Source organism: Kluyvera sp. NPDC087067, assembly GCF_044745165.1.
Taxonomy (GTDB): domain Bacteria; phylum Pseudomonadota; class Gammaproteobacteria; order Enterobacterales; family Enterobacteriaceae; genus Kluyvera.
Genome location: NZ_JBIUZS010000005.1, coordinates 179,946 through 200,423 on the forward strand (window position 1 = coordinate 179,946; position 20,478 = coordinate 200,423).

Annotated in this window: 20 protein-coding genes; 7 read left to right on the forward strand and 13 right to left on the reverse strand. The window is 50.0% G+C overall.

What is annotated here, in order from left to right:
- Positions 1 to 41 precede the first annotated feature (41 nt).
- The 4 genes from gpsA to ACIPDS_RS14585 all read right to left on the reverse strand — a co-directional run bounded on the left by gpsA (position 42) and on the right by ACIPDS_RS14585 (position 2,334).
- Complete coding sequence (gene gpsA, locus ACIPDS_RS14570; protein ID WP_400737111.1) at positions 42 to 1,061, reverse strand: NAD(P)H-dependent glycerol-3-phosphate dehydrogenase; 1,020 nt, start codon at positions 1,059 to 1,061, stop codon at positions 42 to 44.
- The gene (gene secB / locus ACIPDS_RS14575) at positions 1,061 to 1,528 is read right to left on the reverse strand and encodes a protein-export chaperone SecB (protein ID WP_052282753.1); all 468 of its coding nucleotides are present in this window, start codon (positions 1,526 to 1,528) and stop codon (positions 1,061 to 1,063) included. Before secB ends, gpsA begins: the two co-directional genes overlap by 1 nt.
- An 84-nt stretch (positions 1,529 to 1,612) precedes the next feature.
- Positions 1,613 to 1,864: a glutaredoxin 3 gene (grxC, locus tag ACIPDS_RS14580; RefSeq protein WP_062775832.1), complete on the reverse strand. Its 252-nt coding sequence runs from the start codon at positions 1,862 to 1,864 to the stop codon at positions 1,613 to 1,615.
- A 38-nt stretch (positions 1,865 to 1,902) separates the two neighbouring features.
- Positions 1,903 to 2,334: a rhodanese-like domain-containing protein gene (locus tag ACIPDS_RS14585; RefSeq protein ID WP_400737116.1), complete on the reverse strand. Its 432-nt coding sequence runs from the start codon at positions 2,332 to 2,334 to the stop codon at positions 1,903 to 1,905.
- A gap of 248 nt (positions 2,335 to 2,582) precedes the next feature.
- On the opposite strand from ACIPDS_RS14585, the gene gpmM reads away from it, so the two are divergent.
- From gpmM to ACIPDS_RS14600, 3 genes are read left to right on the forward strand one after another with little or no spacing between them, the layout of a single operon-like run.
- On the forward strand, positions 2,583 to 4,130 hold the full coding sequence (gene gpmM, locus ACIPDS_RS14590) for a 2,3-bisphosphoglycerate-independent phosphoglycerate mutase (RefSeq protein ID WP_400737119.1): 1,548 nt from the start codon (positions 2,583 to 2,585) through the stop codon (positions 4,128 to 4,130).
- A 9-nt stretch (positions 4,131 to 4,139) separates the two neighbouring features.
- Positions 4,140 to 5,411 (forward strand): murein hydrolase activator EnvC, encoded by a 1,272-nt coding sequence (gene envC, locus ACIPDS_RS14595; protein WP_166515281.1) that lies wholly within the window; start codon positions 4,140 to 4,142, stop codon positions 5,409 to 5,411.
- Positions 5,412 to 5,414: 3 nt separating this feature from the next.
- The gene (locus ACIPDS_RS14600) at positions 5,415 to 6,335 is read left to right on the forward strand and encodes a divergent polysaccharide deacetylase family protein (protein ID WP_166515280.1); all 921 of its coding nucleotides are present in this window, start codon (positions 5,415 to 5,417) and stop codon (positions 6,333 to 6,335) included.
- 258 nt (positions 6,336 to 6,593) lie between these two features.
- Here the strand turns inward: ACIPDS_RS14600 and ACIPDS_RS14605 are convergent, their stop codons facing one another.
- From ACIPDS_RS14605 to kbl, 3 genes are all read right to left on the reverse strand, one after another.
- Positions 6,594 to 7,544 carry a glycosyltransferase gene (locus ACIPDS_RS14605; protein WP_400737124.1) on the reverse strand — a complete coding sequence of 317 codons (951 nt, stop codon included), beginning with the start codon at positions 7,542 to 7,544 and terminating at the stop codon, positions 6,594 to 6,596.
- A 94-nt stretch (positions 7,545 to 7,638) separates the two neighbouring features.
- Entirely contained in the window at positions 7,639 to 8,664 is a 1,026-nt protein-coding gene (gene tdh / locus ACIPDS_RS14610; RefSeq protein WP_166515278.1) for an L-threonine 3-dehydrogenase, read from the reverse strand.
- 9 nt (positions 8,665 to 8,673) lie between these two features.
- Complete coding sequence (kbl, locus tag ACIPDS_RS14615; RefSeq protein ID WP_166515277.1) at positions 8,674 to 9,870, reverse strand: glycine C-acetyltransferase; 1,197 nt, start codon at positions 9,868 to 9,870, stop codon at positions 8,674 to 8,676.
- Between the two features lie 216 nt (positions 9,871 to 10,086).
- On the opposite strand from kbl, the gene rfaD reads away from it, so the two are divergent.
- The 4 genes from rfaD to ACIPDS_RS14635 are packed head-to-tail and all read left to right on the forward strand — an operon-like array spanning position 10,087 to position 14,328.
- Entirely contained in the window at positions 10,087 to 11,019 is a 933-nt protein-coding gene (rfaD, locus tag ACIPDS_RS14620; protein ID WP_400737129.1) for an ADP-glyceromanno-heptose 6-epimerase, read from the forward strand.
- A gap of 9 nt (positions 11,020 to 11,028) precedes the next feature.
- On the forward strand, positions 11,029 to 12,075 hold the full coding sequence (gene rfaF / locus ACIPDS_RS14625; RefSeq protein ID WP_400737132.1) for an ADP-heptose--LPS heptosyltransferase RfaF: 1,047 nt from the start codon (positions 11,029 to 11,031) through the stop codon (positions 12,073 to 12,075).
- 3 nt (positions 12,076 to 12,078) lie between these two features.
- Complete coding sequence (gene rfaC / locus ACIPDS_RS14630; protein WP_400737135.1) at positions 12,079 to 13,056, forward strand: lipopolysaccharide heptosyltransferase RfaC; 978 nt, start codon at positions 12,079 to 12,081, stop codon at positions 13,054 to 13,056.
- Positions 13,057 to 13,083: 27 nt separating this feature from the next.
- Positions 13,084 to 14,328, forward strand: coding sequence for an O-antigen ligase family protein (locus ACIPDS_RS14635; protein ID WP_400737138.1), 1,245 nt, complete (start codon positions 13,084 to 13,086; stop codon positions 14,326 to 14,328).
- Positions 14,329 to 14,363: 35 nt separating this feature from the next.
- Here ACIPDS_RS14635 and ACIPDS_RS14640 read toward each other — a convergent pair whose 3' ends face one another.
- The 6 genes from ACIPDS_RS14640 to rfaQ all read right to left on the reverse strand — a co-directional run bounded on the left by ACIPDS_RS14640 (position 14,364) and on the right by rfaQ (position 20,367).
- The gene (locus ACIPDS_RS14640; RefSeq protein ID WP_400737141.1) at positions 14,364 to 15,149 is read right to left on the reverse strand and encodes a glycosyltransferase family 25 protein; all 786 of its coding nucleotides are present in this window, start codon (positions 15,147 to 15,149) and stop codon (positions 14,364 to 14,366) included.
- A gap of 26 nt (positions 15,150 to 15,175) precedes the next feature.
- Complete coding sequence (locus ACIPDS_RS14645; protein ID WP_400737144.1) at positions 15,176 to 16,195, reverse strand: glycosyltransferase family 8 protein; 1,020 nt, start codon at positions 16,193 to 16,195, stop codon at positions 15,176 to 15,178.
- 48 nt (positions 16,196 to 16,243) lie between these two features.
- Entirely contained in the window at positions 16,244 to 17,260 is a 1,017-nt protein-coding gene (waaO, locus tag ACIPDS_RS14650) for a lipopolysaccharide 3-alpha-galactosyltransferase (RefSeq protein WP_400737147.1), read from the reverse strand.
- 125 nt (positions 17,261 to 17,385) lie between these two features.
- Positions 17,386 to 18,183 (reverse strand): lipopolysaccharide core heptose(I) kinase RfaP, encoded by a 798-nt coding sequence (rfaP, locus tag ACIPDS_RS14655; RefSeq protein ID WP_400737150.1) that lies wholly within the window; start codon positions 18,181 to 18,183, stop codon positions 17,386 to 17,388.
- A complete protein-coding gene (locus ACIPDS_RS14660) occupies positions 18,176 to 19,300 on the reverse strand; it encodes a glycosyltransferase family 4 protein (protein ID WP_400737153.1) in 1,125 nt (374 codons plus the stop codon). Before ACIPDS_RS14660 ends, rfaP begins: the two co-directional genes overlap by 8 nt.
- Positions 19,297 to 20,367, reverse strand: coding sequence for a lipopolysaccharide core heptosyltransferase RfaQ (gene rfaQ, locus ACIPDS_RS14665; RefSeq protein WP_400737156.1), 1,071 nt, complete (start codon positions 20,365 to 20,367; stop codon positions 19,297 to 19,299). Before rfaQ ends, ACIPDS_RS14660 begins: the two co-directional genes overlap by 4 nt.
- Between the last annotated feature and the right edge of the window lie 111 nt (positions 20,368 to 20,478).

Below are 20,478 nucleotides of genomic sequence, written 5' to 3' on the forward strand. Positions count from 1 at the left end.
TCTGCTGGCCGGATCGTCGGGATGACAAAGGTTCCCTGCGATTAGTTGCCGCTATGCTCATCCTTGCGTGCACGACCTAATAAGGTCAATGCTGCCTCGCGCGCACTTTTTCCGCAATATAATACCTGATAAATTTCCTCGGTTATTGGCATTTCGACACCCACACGGTGCGCCAACTCGCGAACTTCTTTGGTATTACGGTAACCTTCGACCACCTGGCCAATGGTGTCCTGCGCTTCCTGCACCTGCGCGCCCTTGCCCAGCGCCATACCGAAACGACGGTTGCGCGACTGGTTATCGGTACAGGTGAGCACTAAATCGCCCAGCCCCGCCATGCCCATAAAGGTCACAGGATCTGCGCCGAGCGCCACGCCCAGACGAGACATTTCGGTCAGCCCACGGGTGATTAATGCCGTACGAGCATTGGCGCCAAAGCCGATGCCATCAGAGATACCGGCGCCAATCGCAATCACGTTTTTCACCGCGCCGCCCAGCTGGACGCCGATGAAATCCGGGTTGCTGTAGACTCGGAAGCTCTTGCCACAGTGCAGCAGTTGCTGCAAATCGTCGGCAAACACCGGGTCTGTCGCTGCCAGAGAAATCGCGGTCGGTAAGCCCGCCGCCAGCTCTTTGGCGAACGTTGGCCCTGAAATCACCGCCAGCGGGATATCCGGGCCCAGTGCTTCGCGCGCAACCTCTTGCAGCAGGCGGCCCGTTTCAGCCTCCAGCCCTTTTGTTGCCCACACGATGCGTGCATCGTCGCGCAGCAGCGGTTTCATCTGGCGCAGGACATCACCAAAGACATGGCTCGGCACCACCACCAGAATATCGCGGCTGGCGGCAAGCGCAGTGGCTAAGTCACTTTCAAGATGAAGCGTATCGGGGAACGGAACGTCAGGCAGGAATGCCGCGTTACAGCGATCGTGCTGTAGCGTTGCGACATGTTTTGGATCGTGGCCCCAGAGTATAACCGGGTGGCCATTTCTTGCCACGGTGATGGCAAGAGCGGTGCCGTACGAGCCGGCACCGATCACAGTCATTGAAGCGTTAAGTGCGTTCATCAGGCATCCTGATGTTGTTCTGCACCTTCGCCAGCCTGCTGCTGCAAATAGTTCATGAACAGCGCATCAAAGTTAACTGGCGCAAGGTTCAGCTGTGGGAAAGTCCCACGGGAAACCAGGCTGGTGATGCATTCACGCGCATACGGGAACAGGATGTTCGGGCAGTATGCACCCAGACAATGGGCCATCTGAGTCCCTTCGATACCTTCAATGGAGAAGATACCCGCCTGCTGAGTTTCGCACAGGAACGCAGTTTCTTCGCCCAGAGTCGCCGTTACGGTGACACGCAGCACCACTTCATACACGCCTTCAGCCAGCTGGTTGGATGCGGTATCAAGATCAAGTTTAACCTCTGGTTGCCAATCTTTCTGGAAAACCTGAGGGGCATTTGGCGCTTCGAAAGAAACGTCTTTGGTGTAGATGCGTTGGATCTGGAAAGCCATTTCTGCGTTGTTTTGTTCTGACATGTGTAAAAACCCTTTCGTGTTGTCCTTAAAATAGGCGGTATGCCTCACGCCCACAAAGGGCAGGCGTGAGCGCTTAATAAAGCATTATTTCAGCAGGGGATCGAGTCCACCACGAGCATCAAGCGCATACAAGTCGTCACAGCCGCCAATGTGCTGTGCATCAATAAAAATCTGCGGAACCGTCGTACGTCCACTGCGCTGAATCATCTCTTCGCGCTTTTCGGCGTTACCGTCAATCGGCAGTTCTTCGAAAGACACGCCTTTTGCTGACAGCAGCGCTTTTGCACGATGGCAATAAGGGCAGGTCGCTTTGGTATAGATTTCAATCTTCGCCATTACATCTCTCCTGACTTTACCCGATAAATGAGCAGGTCTTACTTTCCGCGAACCAGAGGCAGGTTTTCACCGCTCCAGCCAGCGATACCTTCTTTGAGTACGAAGACTTTTTCAAAGCCCGCTTTCAGCAGCAAGCTAGCTGATTCAGTGGCTTGCATACCGGTACCGTCGGTAACAATCACCGGCTTGTCTTTGTGTTTGTCCAGCTCGCCGATGTTATTGGCTTTGATTTCAGCAGGCAGCAGGTTCAAAGAACCGGCGATGTGGCCTTTACGGAAATCGTCACGCTGGCGCAGATCAACCACCACCGCGTCTTCTTTGTTAATTAAACGCGTCACTTCGCCACGGGTGATGACTTTAACTTTGGACATCAGCCCTTTGAACGTGGTGAACAGCACGGCCGCCAGCAGCGCGATCCACGCGATACTCAGAACTGGGTGACGACCAACAAATTGCATAATCTCTTGCATGGGGGGTAACAGCTCCCGACGTGTAATGTTTAAAAACCAGGGAAGGAGTATACCTGCGGCGTGGCGCAAATACAGCCAGCGCGCGTGATGTAATGTATTTTCTGCGGCGTGCTACGGAAAAAAGGAGAAAAATGTGTGCTTTTCGCCCATCATCTCCCCGCTTTCTTTGATCTCTCATTGTTATTTTATCGATTCAGCTGTAGTAAAATTACGCAAATTTTCTGTCTTTTGAGCATGAGGTTGTCGCAATGTCGGTTTCTAAAAAACCTATGGTACTGGTGATCCTGGATGGCTACGGCTACCGCGAAGAGCAGCAGGATAACGCTATTTTCAGTGCAAAAACTCCTGTTATGGATGCGCTGTGGGCAAAACGTCCGCATACCCTGATCCAGGCATCAGGTCTGGAAGTGGGCCTGCCTGATGGTCAGATGGGCAACTCCGAAGTGGGTCACGTAAACCTTGGCGCTGGTCGCATTGTTTATCAGGACCTGACCCGTCTCGACGTTGAAATCAAAGAACGTACTTTCTTCGCAAACCCAGTGCTGTCTGGTGCCGTTGATAAAGCCGTTGCCGCAGGCAAAGCCGTGCACATCATGGGCCTGCTGTCCGCCGGTGGCGTTCACAGCCATGAAGATCATATCCTGGCAATGGTTGAGCTGGCAGCCGAACGTGGCGCTGAAAAAATCTACCTGCACGCTTTCCTCGACGGCCGTGATACCCCGCCGCGCAGCGCTAAAGGTTCCCTGCAAACATTTGAAGACAAATTTGCCGCGCTGGGCAAAGGTCGCGTGGCGTCCATCATTGGTCGTTACTACGCCATGGACCGCGATAACCGTTGGGATCGCGTTGAAGAAGCCTACAACCTGCTGGTTGAAGCGAAAGGCCAGTTCCAGGCAGATACCGCCGTTGCCGCGCTGGAATCCGCTTATGCCCGTGATGAAAACGACGAATTCGTGAAAGCGACCGTTATCCGCGCTGAAGGCCAGGCCGATGCCGCTATGGAAGACGGCGATGCGCTGATCTTCATGAACTTCCGCGCAGACCGTGCGCGTGAAATTACCCGTGCATTCGTTAACGCTGATTTCGATGGCTTCAAGCGTCGCAAAGAAGTGAAGCTGGGCGATTTCATCATGCTGACCGAATACGCCGCAGACATCAAAGCACCGTGCGCTTACCCACCAGCGTCTTTGGAAAACACCTTTGGCGAGTGGATGGCGAAGCACGACAAAACGCAGCTGCGCATCTCCGAAACTGAGAAATATGCGCACGTGACCTTCTTCTTTAACGGCGGCGTAGAAGACCCGTTCAAAGGCGAAGATCGCATCCTTATCAACTCCCCGAAAGTGGCGACCTACGACCTGCAGCCAGAAATGAGCTCCGCTGAGCTGACTGAGAAGCTGGTTGCGGCTATCGAAAGCGGCAAGTACGACACCATCATTTGTAACTACCCGAACGGCGATATGGTTGGTCATACCGGCGTGATGGAAGCGGCTGTGAAGGCGGTTGAAGCGCTGGATCACTGCCTGGATGAAGTCACCCACGCTATCGAAAAAGTAGGCGGTCAACTGCTGGTTACCGCTGACCACGGCAACGCTGAGCAGATGCGTGACCCGGCTACCGGCCAGGCCCACACTGCCCACACCAGCCTGCCGGTTCCGCTGATCTACGTTGGCGATAAATCCGTGAAAGCGGTAGAAGGCGGTAAGCTCTCTGATATCGCGCCAACCATGCTGTCACTGATGGGGATGGAAATCCCGCAACAGATGACTGGTAAGCCGCTGTTCATCGTGGAATAATCCCTCCCCATGAGGGGAAAGGCGATTTATTCCATTAAATGGGCCGGAGCAACGCTTCGGTCCACGTTGTACGCCAGCGCGCTTAGCGCTGGCGTATTGCTGTGCGCCACGCCCGCCCACGCGGACGACCGCTCACAGCTGCAATCTATTCAGGCCGATATCGCCGCCAAAGAGCGCGCGGTACGCCAACAGCAACAACAACGCGCCACCCTCTTAGCCCAGCTTAAAGCCCAGGAACAAGCTATTTCCGTGGCCGCACGTCAGCTGCGCGAAACGCAAAACTCGCTGGCGCAGCTTAATGCGCAAATTGCCGAGATGAACGCTTCTATCGCCAAACTCGAAAAGCAGCGGCAGGCGCAGGAACGTAATCTTGCCGCCCAGTTAGATGCGGCGTTTCGTCAGGGCGAGCATACCGGTATTCAGCTTATTCTCAGCGGTGAAGAGAGCCAGCGCGGGCAGCGTTTACAGGCCTATTTTGGTTATCTGAATCAAGCGCGCCAGGAAACGATCGCCGAGCTTAAAGAGACGCGCGAGCAGGTTGCGGCACAGAAAACTGAGCTTGAAGAGAAGCAAAGCCAGCAGCAAACGCTGTTATACGAACAACGCGCCCAGCAGACCAAGCTGGAGCAGGCGCGTAACGAACGTCAGAAAACCCTTTCAGGGCTGGAATCTTCTATCCAGCAAGGGCAGCAGCAGTTAAGCGAAATGCGGGCTAACGAATCACGCCTGCGTAACAGCATTGCACGTGCCGCCGCCGCGGCGAAAGCCCGCGCCGAGCGTGAAGCCCGGGAAGCCGATGCGGTGCGTAGCCGCCAGCAAGAGGCAACCCGTAAAGGCACCACCTACAAACCTTCCGAAAGTGAACGCTCGCTAATGGCGCGAACCGGCGGTCTGGGCGCGCCACGCGGTCAAGCCTACTGGCCGGTACGCGGTACAACGCTGCATCGCTATGGCGAACAGCTGCAAGGTGAGCTACGTTGGAAGGGGATGGTCATTAGCGCATCGGAAGGCACCGAAGTCAAAGCCATTGCCGATGGTCGCGTCATCCTGGCCGACTGGCTGCAGGGCTATGGTCTTGTGGTCGTGGTCGAACATGGTAAAGGCGATATGAGCCTGTACGGTTACAACCAGAGCGCACTGGTCAGCGTTGGCACGCAGGTGCGTGCCGGACAGCCTATTGCTCTGGTGGGCAACAGTGGCGGTCAGGGCAGACCGTCGCTCTATTTCGAAATTCGCCGCCAGGGTCAGGCGGTCAATCCACTGCCGTGGTTGGGAAGATAAGATTTGCTTCAATTTCGCCAGGTCGTTCTTCTGAGTTCTCTGGCATTAGCTGCACCAGGCTATGCTGGAAAACTGTCTATCGTTATCGATGATTTTGGTTATCGCCCGCACCAGGAAAACCAGGTGCTGGCAATGCCGTCCGCCATATCTGTCGCCGTTTTACCCAATGCGCCGCACGCCCGTGAAATGGCGACCAAGGCGCATAACAGCGGTCGCGAAGTGCTCATCCATCTGCCTATGGCGCCGCTGAGCAAGCAGCCGCTGGAAAAAGATACCCTGCGCCCGGAGATGAGTCAGGGCGAAATCGAGCGCATTATTCGCGAAGCCGTGGATAAAGTGCCGTATGCCGTGGGTCTGAACAACCATATGGGCAGCGCAATGACCTCCAGCCTGCCCGGCATGCAGAAGGTGATGCAGGCGCTGGGTCGCTATAACCTCTACTTTCTCGACAGCATGACCATCGGGAATAGCCAGGCGATGCGCGCGGCAAACGGTACCGGGGTGAAGGTGATTAAGCGTCGCGTGTTCCTGGATGACACGCAAAATGAGGCGGATATTCGCGTGCAGTTCAACCGCGCCATCGCGCTTGCCAGACGAAACGGCTCGGCCATTGCCATCGGCCACCCGCACCCGACTACCGTACGCGTCCTTCAGCAGATGGTCTATAACCTGCCCTCTGACATCACGCTGGTCCGCCCAAGCAGCTTACTTAATGAGCCGCAGGTAGATACCTCGACCCCAGGCCGCAATTCACCGCAAACCGAGCCTACCGCACCGCGCAATCCGTTCCGTGGCGTGAAGCTGTGTAAGCCGAAGAAACCGCTGGAACCTGTGTACGCCGACCGCTTCTTCAATGTGTTAAGCGAGAGCATTACTCATAGCACGCTGGTGCAGTATATGCAGTTGCAATGGCAAGGGTGGTAGGCAACGTTTGAAGCAAAAACCGCAATAATCTCGCGGTTTGAGATTGCTAACAAAGGTGCTTAAAGTGAATGAGGGTTCGTTTTTCTCCCTTCCAGGGAGAGGGCCGGGGTGAGGGTCATAACGAGCTGATTAATGAGCAGGTTTACCCCTCACCCTAACCCTCTCCCCAAAGGGGCGAGGGGATCGCCCGTGCTCTTTTTAGGGTTTGTCATCAGTCTGAAACCGCGATAGTTTCGCGTTTTTTTTCTGCCTTGCGTTCTACGCCCGCATTTTTAACCACAGGCGGAACAGGAACCAGGCGCTGTGCATATCGGTAACCCCTTTTGCGAGGTCACCCAGCTTAATCATTTCATTAAATTTTTGCCGCACTGCCGTCCGGTCTTGTATTTTGCGACGGTACAGGCCGAGGAAATGGCCGCTCTCTTTAAGCGCATGAATCAGCAATGAACGACGTACCGGCGCATATTCGTCTCGTTTCGCATAAGCAATTAATTTACTGATGATATCAATATAGCTATAAGCGCGAGGGTCGTAGTAACGCGTATGGTTGGTAATAGATTCAGTATTTTTTATATAGTAATAATCAGGTGTTTCGGCAACATAAAAATGACCATTCGCTAACGCCAGCTCGGTTGTCCAGAGTATATCTTTATGGCTGCTACCAAGATGGAAGTCGATATTATTGTTTTTAATGTATTCTGAGCGAATAATCTGCAACCAGATATAATGTGGCCATTCACGCACCTTCACCGCGTGGTTAATCCACTCGAAGCCGCGCTGTGGCTGATTATAAATTTGTCGCGAATGGACGCGGCGTCCGTGATGTTTTTGACGCGCGGCGGTAAACATGCCATTCGCCACCAGAACGTCACAGTTGTTTTCTTCCGCTAACGAGAATCGCGAATAAATCATATCGGGATGAATTTCATCATCCGCATCCAGCAAAATAAGCCATTTGCCTTTATGCGCAGCCAGCCCCGCATTTCGCGCAGCATAAACGCCGCTGTTTTTTTGAGTGAGAACTTTCAGCCGGGGATCGGTAATAGAAGAAAGAATGTGCAGCGTATTATCCGTTGAGCCATCATCAATAACAATTAACTCCAATGACACTCTTTGTTCGGCTAAAACATCATCAACCATCTGCTTAATGCTTTTTTCGCCGTTATAAACCGGAATAATGACGCTCACATCGATTGTCTGGCTGGTCATACTCGCCCTTTGCAGTAAAAATTAAACTGGCACTAGCCTACTAGAGATTGTGGCGAAAATAAAAGGCCTGGCGCATTCTCCAGGCCTTTTGTCATTAATCCCAGCTCAGAATCACTTTCCCTGATTGGCCGGAACGCATCGCGTCAAAGCCCTTCTGGAAATCATCGATACTGAAACGGTGGGTGATGATGGGTGACAGATCCAGGCCAGACTGAATCAATGCCGCCATCTTGTACCAGGTCTCAAACATTTCACGGCCGTAGATACCTTTAATAAACAGACCCTTAAAGATAACTTTCGTCCAGTCGATAGACATATCGGATGGCGGAATTCCCAGCATCGCAATACGGCCGCCGTGGTTCATGGTATCAAGCATGGAGCGGAACGCCGGTGGCGCGCCGGACATTTCCAGACCCACATCGAAACCTTCGGTCATGCCCAGTTCGGCCATCACGTCGTTGAGGTTCTCTTTCGATACGTTTACCGCACGCGTCACGCCCATTTTACGCGCCAGCTCCAGACGGTATTCATTGACGTCAGTGATGACAACGTTACGTGCACCCACGTGTTTAGCCACCGCAGCCGCCATCACGCCAATAGGGCCTGCGCCGGACACCAGGACATCTTCACCCACGAGATCAAATGAGAGCGCGGTATGAACAGCGTTACCAAACGGGTCGAAAATGGAGGCCAGATCGTCAGAGATGTTGTCGGGGATTTTGAAGGCGTTGAACGCTGGGATCACCAGCTGTTCTGCAAAGCATCCCGGGCGGTTCACCCCTACGCCGATAGTGTTGCGGCACAGATGCGTCCGGCCCGCGCGGCAGTTACGGCAATGCCCACAGGTAATATGACCTTCCCCAGAAACGCGGTCACCAATCTTAAAACCACGCACTTCCTGGCCGATACCGATGACTTCACCGACGTATTCATGCCCCACAACCATCGGAACCGGGATTGTCTTCTGCGACCATTCATCCCAGTTATAGATATGCACATCGGTACCGCAGATTGCGGTCTTACGGATCTTAATCAGCAGGTCATTATGGCCGAGCTCCGGTTCTGGAACATCGGTCATCCAGATGCCTTCTTCGGCTTTCAGTTTAGATAACGCTTTCATCTCACACCCTTAAGCAATTACGCCCAGTTGTTTACCGATGCGGGTAAAGGCTGCCACCGCACGTTCAATTTGTTCCGTCGTATGCGCCGCCGACATTTGGGTACGAATACGCGCCTGACCTTTTGGTACTACCGGGAAGAAGAACCCGGTCACGTAAATCCCTTCTTTTTGCAGTTCACGGGCAAAGTTCTGCGCGATGACCGCGTCACCCAGCATCACCGGGATAATCGCGTGGTCAGCCCCAGCCAGCGTGAAACCAGCCGCGCTCATTTTCTCGCGGAACAGACGGGCGTTAGCCCACAGGCGGTCACGCAGTTCAGCACCTGACTCCACCATCTCAAGAACTTTAATGGAAGCGGCGACGATGGCTGGCGCCAGAGAGTTGGAGAACAGGTATGGGCGTGAACGCTGACGCAGCCATTCCACCACCTCTTTACGCGCAGCGGTATAGCCGCCGGACGCGCCGCCGAGGGCTTTGCCCAGCGTACCGGTAATAATGTCAACGCGCCCCATCACTTCGCAGTACTCATGGGAACCACGACCGTTTTCGCCTACGAAGCCGACAGCATGAGAATCATCGACCATCACCAGCGCATCGTATTTGTCTGCCAGATCGCACACGCCTTTCAGGTTGGCAATGACGCCGTCCATTGAGAAAACGCCGTCAGTGGCAATCAGCACATGGCGAGCACCGGCTTCACGCGCTTCTTTCAGGCGAGTTTCCAGTTCTTGCATATCGTTGTTGGCATAACGGAAGCGCTTCGCTTTGCAAAGACGTACGCCGTCGATGATGGAAGCATGATTCAGCGCGTCGGAAATGATGGCATCCTCTGCGCCGAGCAGAGTTTCAAACAGGCCGCCGTTAGCGTCGAAACAAGAAGAGTACAGAATGGCATCTTCCATCCCGAGGAAGTTTGCTAGCTTCTTCTCAAGCACTTTATGGGTGTCCTGGGTGCCACAGATGAAACGTACAGACGCCATGCCAAAACCGTGGCTGTCCATACCCGCCTTCGCCGCGTTAATCAGCTCAGGATGGTTAGCCAGACCAAGATAGTTATTGGCGCAGAAGTTGATGACGTGGTTACCGTCACCTACGGTGATATCCGCTTGCTGGGCGGAGGTGATAATACGTTCTTCTTTAAACAATCCTTCTGTACGAGCAGTTTCCAGATCATTCGTTAACTGTTTGTAAAAATCACCACGCATTGCAACTCTCCAGATTCGGTAAAATTTGGCACATATTACCCAAAGCTATACGCTGATACGAGATGATGCATGTCTGAATGAATTATTTGCAGCATAAATCACGTGGCTTGGGTTTGCGCAAAGGTGAAAGGCTGAAGCCCTGGCAATGTGATGATATGATAATAGACATTCGTGTCCGGGATACTCCCGGGCACCCACAATTCAAAGGTTACAGTTATGATTATCGTTACCGGCGGTGCTGGCTTCATCGGCAGCAACATCGTGAAAGCGCTTAATGAAAAGGGCATCACTGACATTCTGGTGGTGGATAACCTGAAAGACGGTACCAAGTTCGTGAACCTGGTCGACCTCGATATCGCCGATTATATGGATAAAGAAGATTTTCTGATCCAGGTAATGGCGGGTGAAGAGTTTGGCGACATTGAAGCCGTGTTCCACGAAGGCGCTTGCTCCTCCACTACCGAGTGGGACGGTAAGTACGTGATGGATAACAACTATCAGTACTCTAAAGAGCTGCTGCACTACTGCCTGGAACGTGAAATTCCGTTCCTGTACGCCTCCTCAGCCGCAACCTACGGCGGCCGTACCAGCGACTTTATCGAGTCCCGCGAGTTTGAAAAACCGCTGAACGTCTACGGATACTCTAAATTCCTGTTCGACGAATATGTCCGCCGCATCATGCCGGAAGTGGATTCCCCAATCGTCGGTTTCCGCTACTTCAACGTCTATGGCCCGCGTGAAGGCCACAAAGGCAGCATGGCGAGCGTGGCCTTCCACCTGAACACCCAGTTGAACAATGGCGAAAGTCCGAAACTGTTTGAAGGCAGCGACAGCTTCAAGCGTGATTTCGTCTATGTGGGCGATGTGGCAGCCGTTAATCTGTGGTTCTGGGAGAACGGTATCTCCGGTATCTTCAACCTCGGTACGGGTCGTGCAGAATCCTTCCAGGCCGTGGCTGATGCCACCCTGGCGTTCCACAAAAAAGGCAGCATCGAATACATTCCATTCCCGGATAAACTGAAAGGCCGCTATCAGGCGTTCACCCAGGCGGATCTGACCAACCTGCGTGCCGCTGGCTACGATAAGCCGTTTAAGACCGTCGCCGAAGGCGTAACGGAATATATGGCCTGGCTGAATCGCGACGCGTAAGAAGTTAGCATGAAAATACTGGTGGTCGGCCCGTCATGGGTGGGCGACATGATGATGTCGCAAAGTCTCTATCGCACGCTCAAGGCGCGCTATCCCCAGGCGATAATTGATGTGATGGCACCCGCGTGGTGCCGTCCATTATTATCGCGAATGCCGGAAGTCAACGAAGCCATCGCCATGCCGCTTGGGCACGGCGCGCTGGAAATTGGCGAACGGCGCAAGCTCGGTCATAGTCTGCGCGAGCGGCGCTATGATCGCGCCTATGTCCTGCCTAACTCTTTTAAATCGGCGCTGGTGCCGTTCTTCGCGGGCATTCCTCTGCGTACCGGGTGGCGCGGTGAAATGCGCTATGGCCTGCTAAACGATGCGCGCGTGCTGGACAAAGACGCCTGGCCGCTGATGGTCGAGCGCTACGTGGCGCTGGCCTACGATAAGGGCGTGATGCGCTGCGCCAAAGATCTGCCGCAGCCGCTGCTATGGCCTCAGCTACAGGTTCACGAAGGTGAGAAATCACTGACCTGCAACGCCTTCTCGCTGTCAAGCGACCGTCCGATGATTGGCTTTTGCCCTGGCGCTGAATTCGGCCCGGCAAAACGCTGGCCGCACTATCACTATGCAACGCTTGCAAAGCAGCTGATCGACGAAGGCTATCAAATTGTGCTTTTCGGCTCCGCCAAAGATAACGACGCGGGCAATGAAATCATTGCCTCGCTCAGCGATGAACAAAAAGTCTGGTGCCGTAATCTGGCCGGGGAAACCCAGCTGGAACAGGCGGTTATCTTGCTTGCCGCTTGTAAAGCTGTCGTGACCAACGACTCTGGTCTTATGCACGTTGCCGCCGCGCTAAACCGGCCTCTGGTGGCGCTATATGGCCCAAGCAGCCCGGACTTTACCCCGCCGCTGTCGAACAAGGCCCGCGTGATTCGTCTGATTACCGGTTACCTCAAGGTGCGTAAAGGCGATTCTGCCCAGGGCTATCATCAGAGCCTCATCGACATCACGCCAGCTCGCGTGCTGGAAGAGCTAAATGCGCTGTTGTCTGGCGAGGAAAGCTAACGCATGCGGGTTCTGATTGTTAAAACCTCTTCCATGGGCGATGTCCTGCACACGCTGCCTGCTTTAACCGATGCGATGCGCGCCATTCCCGGCGTTCGTTTTGATTGGGTCGTCGAAGAGGGTTTCGCGCAAATTCCTTCCTGGCATGAAGCGGTGGATCGCGTCATCCCGGTGGCGATTCGTCGCTGGCGTAAAGCGTGGTTCTCCGCCGCCATCAAGGCCGAACGTAAAGCCTTTCGCGATGCGGTTCAGGCGGTGAAATACGATGCTATTATTGATGCTCAGGGTCTGGTGAAAAGCGCTGCACTGGTGACTCGTCTTGCGCACGGCGTAAAGCATGGGATGGATTGGCAGACGGCGCGTGAGCCGCTGGCAAGCCTGTTTTACAACCGTCGTCACCACATCGCCCGGCAACAGCATGCCGTCGAACGCACGCGCGAGCTGTTCGCCAAAAGCCTGGGGTATACGAAGCCTGAATCTCAGGGAGATTATGCGATTGCGCAGCATTTCCAGCGCGCTCTCACATCGGACGGAATGCCCTACTGCGTCTTCTTACACGCGACAACCCGTGATGATAAACATTGGCCAGAAGCGCATTGGCGTGAGTTGATTGGGCTGCTCAAGGATGAAGGGCTACAGATTAAATTGCCGTGGGGTGCGCCTCATGAAGAAGCCAGAGCAAAGCGTCTGGCACAAGGATTTGAGTACGTGGAAGTTCTGCCGCGCCTGAGTCTTGAAGAGGTGGCGCATGTGCTGGCAGGGGCGAAATTCGTTATTTCAGTCGATACCGGGCTAAGTCATCTGACCGCCGCGCTGGATCGTCCAAATATGACGCTGTATGGGCCAACAGACCCAGGCTTGATTGGCGGTTATGGGAAAAATCAGGAGGCATGTTGCTCCGCATCTCACAATCTTACCGATCTTTCCGCAAAAGAGGTCTGGCCTTTTATTAAAAAAATCATAAATCAATCAATATCTTAACTTAAATGTATTGTGGAATTTTATTATATGATGAGCAAAAAGATTGCTGATAATGCGTGTTACACAATCACCACCGGGTTGTGTTTCCTCGCATTATTACTTCTTCCCTTTCAACAAGATTTTGCAATGAAATCCTTGAGAATTGCCGGGGAAGTGGCGTTGTTGGCTATTTTCATTTCACCACGTAAGTACCTTAAGTCTGATACGATTTATATAGCAATCAGCCTTCTTGTTTTATCGATATTATTTTTTGCATGGTTCAGGATTTATAAAACGCCAGACTCTGAATATGTTGGCGCTTACATGAACTATCGTGACTGGAGTCTGGTGGGAATATTTTCAGCGTTTGCCCTACCCGTGATTTCGACGGCAAGAGAGCAATTTAAAAAGCTAACAAACTATGCTCATCTGGCAGTCTCGCTAGTGGTCATCACTGCCTATGTAGTTTATTCGTGTTATCAATACTTTATCCTTCATGATACCCGAGCCATTCTCTCTCTGACCTATGGGCCAGGGGCGCCGGCTGCAGCATATACGATCACATTTATCTCATTATATGCCTTGATAACGGTATCAACTCTCGTCAACAAATACCGATTACCGTTGCTCATATTGATAGGTTTTACCAGCTTCATTGCGATATCTGCGACCGCAACACGTGCCGGAATTTTCACCTATCCACTATTGTTTGCCTTTATTTTCTGGAAACAAGTACAGGGCTATAGCAGCAAGCAGAAAAAGATGGGTATTTATGCCTTTTTAGCGCTTGCCGTTGTATCCGTGTCCGTACTTCATGAACCCATTATGAAAAGGGTCAATGATTTAAGAACGGACATTATTAAGTACAACGCTGACAACTCAGAAACATCCGTTGGTGCACGATTCGCCATGTATAAAACAGGTCTTGAATCGTCGTACAACAACTATGTTGGGCAGCCGCTTGAAGAACGCAACGAGAAGATCAAAGCTATTGTTGCTGACAATAAGGATCTTTCGGGGGCACGTCATTATCTCAACGTACACCTGCATAACCAGTTGATTGACACACTTTCAACCACCGGTTGGTTAGGCGTTATATTAAACATCGCATTTTTGCTCGCCGTCATTCGATACATCCATAAGCAACATTCTTCCTTAATGTATACCTATGTTGTGGCATTAATGATGTTTAGCTTGAGCGATACATTAACGTACTCTACTCCAATACCTTTAGCTTGGTTGCTAACATTACTGTTGATGTGCTCTTTAGTTAACAACAAAGTCCAGAATTAAAAAAAAGGGCCAGATGATTAATCTGGCCCTTTAAATTAGAAAAAGCTTCCTAGAAAAACTCTAACCTGATAACGAAGCGAGAGTATATTAGATACAATCACACTCCGTTTCTTTACACTCAACTCTTTACACTTATTTATTCTACTTAACTCAAGATGTGAGTTTGAGATATTAACGATCGGATGAGTGACTATATCGCAAAAATAGATATCATCCATCACATCATTCTCAAAAAGAATTTTTCGATCGTCAATCAAATAAAAACCATGAGAAGAAAATAGCTTCAATGCCTGTTGGCAGTATCTCTGATCAACGATATAACTACAGGTTCGAGTAACCTTATGTTTCTTGTAAGTTACCTTCCTGAAGCGGACACCACCAATTTTTTGAGTATGGAGTAGACTTAAACCAAAGAGTTGGTAATCCGAAGTGCCCTGCTGCCCACCCAGAACATAAGAACAACCACTCTTGAGAGGGGATGTTGACTGAGACAGCGCGTGTAGAACATCAGACAACCTGCGGTCAAAATGAACGTCATCTTCCAGTACCAAGGCCCATTGAAGGTTTCTATCCAAAATCCGCTGATAAACCGCAAGATGGCTAAACGTACAAGCCATTTCTGGTTCGGTCATCTCCACGTATTGCGTACCCGCGTTAGCAGGCACATTTTTTTTGGCACTCTTAAATTCATCACTGCGATAATCAATCGCATCGAAAAATTCGAAATCAATATTTAAATTATTTAAAAGCCTGGCGATCTTCTCTCTACGCTCAATATCACTTTTCAGTGAGATGATGAAAACGGGGAAATTCTCATTCATAGGCATCGGTATGATTACACTAAAAGTTATTTTAGGAATTTATTCTTTCGATAAAAGAATAAAGAACGCAACGCTCTGATGTAGCGTTTTTGATATAAACAATGCTTATATTCTTCTCTATATTCCACTGTTGATTTGGATTTTAAATAACTTTCATCCTTCCATGGGGTTAACTTATATATTGCACGGAAATAGATCGATGCCTCATATTCAGCCCATTCATGCCAAGGCTTCGTAATACCCGTGTAATGAATAAATACCGTTTCATCTTTGATAAAATTTTTATAATAATTATTATCTTTACGCTCAAATTCTGACTTCAAAGGATAGATGGCATTATATTTTCTATCGAGATAAATCAATCGCCCGAAGAATATTATATTTAATGCATCCTGGTCCGGGTACTTCAGCTTACCGGTTTGCCCTTCACGTTGAATCAGAGAAAATATTTTATCAGAGCAATGGCTTTCACTCCACTGCTTCAAGTTAGCATAAATAACACCTGAGTTAAAATATTTATTCTCGAAATCAAAAGATAACCGCTGTTGGTTTTTCTTCTGCAATTCCTCAACATCGGGTACAACTGCTGCAAATTTGTCACCCAGATCGAGATCCTCAAGCTCTCTGATATCATTCTTACAAATAACATCGGAATCAAGATAAAGCAGGGTGTCACTCACTTGATACAGATAATCGAAGGCCAATATCCTATAATAGATAGATAAAGGCCATACTACGCTTGCAGGCAGGTTATCAAGAACGCTTTCATCAATAGTATAAAGATAAACTGAAGCACCGAATGGCTCGACAATCGACTTCAATCGCTCAGTATACTCTTCTGAAACTGAGTCCGTGAAAATATGAAAGTGATAATTTATTGTTTTATCTTTGTTATTCTCAAGGATGGACGCAATAGAGATTGCGGCCCCCATTTGATAATTTGCATCCGTCCCATATGCGATATGAAAGCTGCGGCCTTCACTCGCAGATAACCTACCAGAGACAAATGAGTATTTCTTTTCAACGAACTCCGCCAGTGCATTCATTATTAACCACCACGAAAATAACTATAATAATTATAAGCGTTTTAACAATTAACTTAATATTGTTTTTATTTTATATAAGTAATACTTTGCCCAGCAGCGCAGAGCTTCCATTTTTTTATTTTGCTTTAGGAAATGCTTAGCAGCATATCGGCTTTGTACGGCATTACCGGGTTCAAGCAGTGGCACCGTTCTCCAGGGGGATGCCTCTTTCCCCTCATAGAAGAACGTCGATACCGGATACCCACCCCATGAATGCCAGGGTTTCGTCGGGCCAATGTAGTGAACAAACACGGTTGAATCCTGAACAGGGTTTGTTGATACTGCTTTCAATTCATAATTGAGACTGTATTGGGTATTGAATTTTTTATCAATAAATCTCACCTTACCTACCAGCAGCATATTTAATACATCCTGGTCCAGGTGAGTAATAATATTTGCAGTCGCAGGGTCGCTCAGCAGTTCAATGGCTCGCGCTGAGATATTATCGGCAGCCCACGCAGGAATATTGATTAACAAAAATCCAGCATTAAAATAGCCTTCACTCAGGCCTGGCGTTGATAAATGCTCTGCCCGACGCTTCCACCATTTATCATTTCCTTCAATAACCACAGCAGCAATCTCATTGGCCTGATATTCCAAATCGATTAACTCCTGAACGCTCCCTTTACAAGCAATATCGGCGTCAAGATACAGTATTTTATCAAGCTTACCCGTAAAATAGTCAGCAATAATAAATCGAAAATAGGTTGCGTAAGACCAGTTTTTAGTACTTGGCAGTTTTTTTAACGATTCACAGTTGATTAAATAAATGATAATCCGCGTATTATTTTCTTTTGCTAGCTGATCGAATTGCTCGCGAAAATCATCTGAGAAGTAATCGGTAAAAACGTGGAATGTAAATTTTGCCTGTGGATTAGTCAGAAGTATTGAGGCAATTGAAATTCCGCATCCAAACAGGAAATTTTTGTCCAGACCAAAACATATATTAAATGTTTGTTCTTCATCAGAATTGGTGTAATTACAATCAATTTCTGAAAGAATAAATTCTTTATTATCTAAATACATATGTTTTACTTCTCGCTTTTATGGTCTGCTACTAACCCTAAATAACAAACCCTAACGTCACCCTATGCGTAAAACATAGCAACTGCTATATAAAACATTCGTTAAAAGGGTGAATTTAATATTTATTAAAGAGATTTTCTCTCTGTGCGTTCACGAATCTTTTCAGCTTTGCTGTCTGCCTGCTGTATCAGCGCTGTTTCTTGCGACAGAATATCTCTTAAAGATTGACCAAAGTAGAGCTTCATAAATCTGAATATATCACGCTGCGTTAAACCGATATTCAACGATGAGAAATAAAGCCCAATCAGATCTTTATCGCGCCAACGGCGTGGAACCTGGCTACGGATCTGCGCGCGGTGCAGGTCAATAACGGAGATTTTTAGCGTTTCTTCCTTACCCTCAAACGGCAAATGCAGCAGGAAGTGGCAGATATAGCAGTCACGATGATTAATGCCGCTTAAATGCATTTTACGCACCATGTCCGCCACACGTTTAATAATCATACGCTTAACGGCTACAGCAGGAGGATTGGCAACCCAGTCGGCGCAATAATCTTCGAGGCTGACGGTCGGCGTTAAATCTTCGGTGATGATAAATGACGTTTTGGTCAGCGGATTTAAACCCTTTTCGCCAAAACCGACGCCCTGCATGGTATCAACACCGGCATCTTTCAGACGGTGAATCGCATTCCACTCTCTGTCAGCACCCAGTACCGGCATACGCAGTGATATCAGGTTTTTCACAATCTCTTTTAACGAGGTGCCGCGATGCCACTTCAGGAAATAGCTGCTACCCGCCAGTTCAAAACGTAACGTACGACGGGTTTCCAGTTCACGAAACACCTCGCCGCGTAGCAGTTTAACTTCCTCAAACGCATCTTTTCCGCGCCACAACGTGGCCAGCGGTTCGTTCAGCTCAACCATCTAAATCACCTATAATGATATCTGCCGCTTTTTCCGCCAGACTGTATAAATCTTGTGTATCAGCATAATTACGCGCATTTTCCGTCCACGCCGAGCGTAACTCAGGCTGCGTTAACGCCTTGAGTAAAATCTCATTCAAGGCTTCCTGACGGAAAGGTTCTTCGAGAACGGCTCCACAATTGGCATCCGCAATATAGTGCGCATAACCGCAAACGCTGGTTGTTAGTACCGGTAAGCCGGCGGTAACCGCTTCTAGCAAGACAATCCCTGCGGCTTCCTGATAGGCCGGATGCAATAAAAGATCTGCTGCCGCCATTAATTCAGCAACATCATTACGACCACTGAAGAAATGCACCTGATGGCGAATACCCAGTTTCTCAGCCAATACCGCAAATTTACCAGGCTTATCCTGGCCAACAATAAAGAGCTGAGTATTCAGACGCAGGCTTTCAGGTAAGGAAGCTAAAGCGGTCAGGGTACGGTCAACGCCTTTACGCGAGAAGTCAGACCCGACCTGTAGCAAAACATTCTGCGAAGCCGTCAGACCATTTTTTTCACGGTATACCTGACGAGCATCCGGGATCTGCTGGCTATATTTTCGGTCAGGATAAATTCCCGGAGGCAGAATATGAAAGCGTCCAATTTCAGTCTGATAGTGCTTTTGGAAATCAGCAATCTGCTTATCGGTCAGCATCAACAGCTGCGTGGGTTTCCCCTGCTCGAAGGTCGCACGTTCAAAAGCGGCGTAATGACGATAGCGCGGGGTCAGACGATAGAAGAAACCTTTCTCCTGTTCGACTTTCTCGGCATAGCACACATCAGCGGCATAATAGACATCCAGCCCTGGCATTTTATTGAAGCCCACCACACGGTCAACCGGATGCTCACGCAGATGGTTTTGCACCCACCTGTAATACTCGGCATTACGACCATGGTTGGTACCGGATTTAACCGGAACCAGTATTAACTCGAAGGCATCCGGGTATTCCCCTTCCCACGATTGGGTATAGATGCGGACATGATGTCCGCGCGCCGCCACGGTTTGTGCGACGCGCATAAAGTCGCGCTGTAACCCACCAAAGGGAAAGTACTTATACAGACAGAATGCAACGATCATAATTCTTCGCCTATGACGGGTGCGGCATGATTGACCGGCAAGATTTTATCCACTGCGGCGATGACATCTTCTGCTGGAATAACCGAAAGATACATCTCATTGCGGTCGCGCTCGACACGCGGCGGCATCGGTCGATAATCACCCGCCCAGAATTGAATCATATTGTTTGACCACGGCCGCCAGAATTTGTGGTCTGTCGCACCGAAAAGGCAGATAAGCGGCGTCTTTACCGCCGCAGCAATATGGCCAGGGGCAGAATCCACGCCGATGAATAAGGCGGCATGGTCAATTAATGCGCCCAGTTCAGGAAAGGTTAACTGACCGGCAAGCGACGTCACAGGCGGTTTTTTACAGCCCTCGGCAATCGCCGTCACGCAAGCTAAATCCTCCGCTCCGGGGCCCGATGTCAGTACCACTTCAATCCCACGATCGTGCAGGGCATCAATGACCTGAGAGAATTTCTGATTCTCCCAGCATTTAAAAATCTGCCGTGCCGTAGGTTGGATAACGACATAGCTGTCACCCACGCTGGTTTTATCCAGCTGAGCGCGAACGCGTCCCCAACAGGCCGGGTTATAGCTCATCGTCGTCTCGGCCACGCAGGAATGAAGGCCCAGCGGTGCCAGCACCGACAGGTTACTCTCCACCACGTTTTCCCCTTTAAGCGGCGCGAGGTGAGTAAAGCTATGGCGCCAGAAGCGCGACTGACGGTGATGGTAGTCCTGCGAAATGCTCATCGGGACATTCAGCATGCGCACGAGTACAGCCGCCATCCATTGATCGGCCATGTTGATCACAAGGTCGTATTTATTTGCACGCAATATCTTGATTAAACTAACGAAGTTGGTAATTTTTTCTGCCGCTTTGGCTTTCTTATTTTTGATACCATACAACGCGTGTATTTCAGGATTCTCGGACAAAATCGGGATCGTGTCCTGATACAACAAGACATCAATTTCCGCATCAGGATAATGCTGTTTAAGCGTGCTAATAACGGGTGTGGTCAGCAACATATCCCCGTGAAAACGCATTTTAATGAGCAGAATTTTTCTAAATGGCTTTTCCACAAGCGACTCTTTGGTTGAGATTGTCCGGTAAATGTTAGAAAAAAAGCACGCTACCGCCCCAGGCTCAACAGCTACCTGATTACTGATATTGCACTTATTTTAGACGCGCTA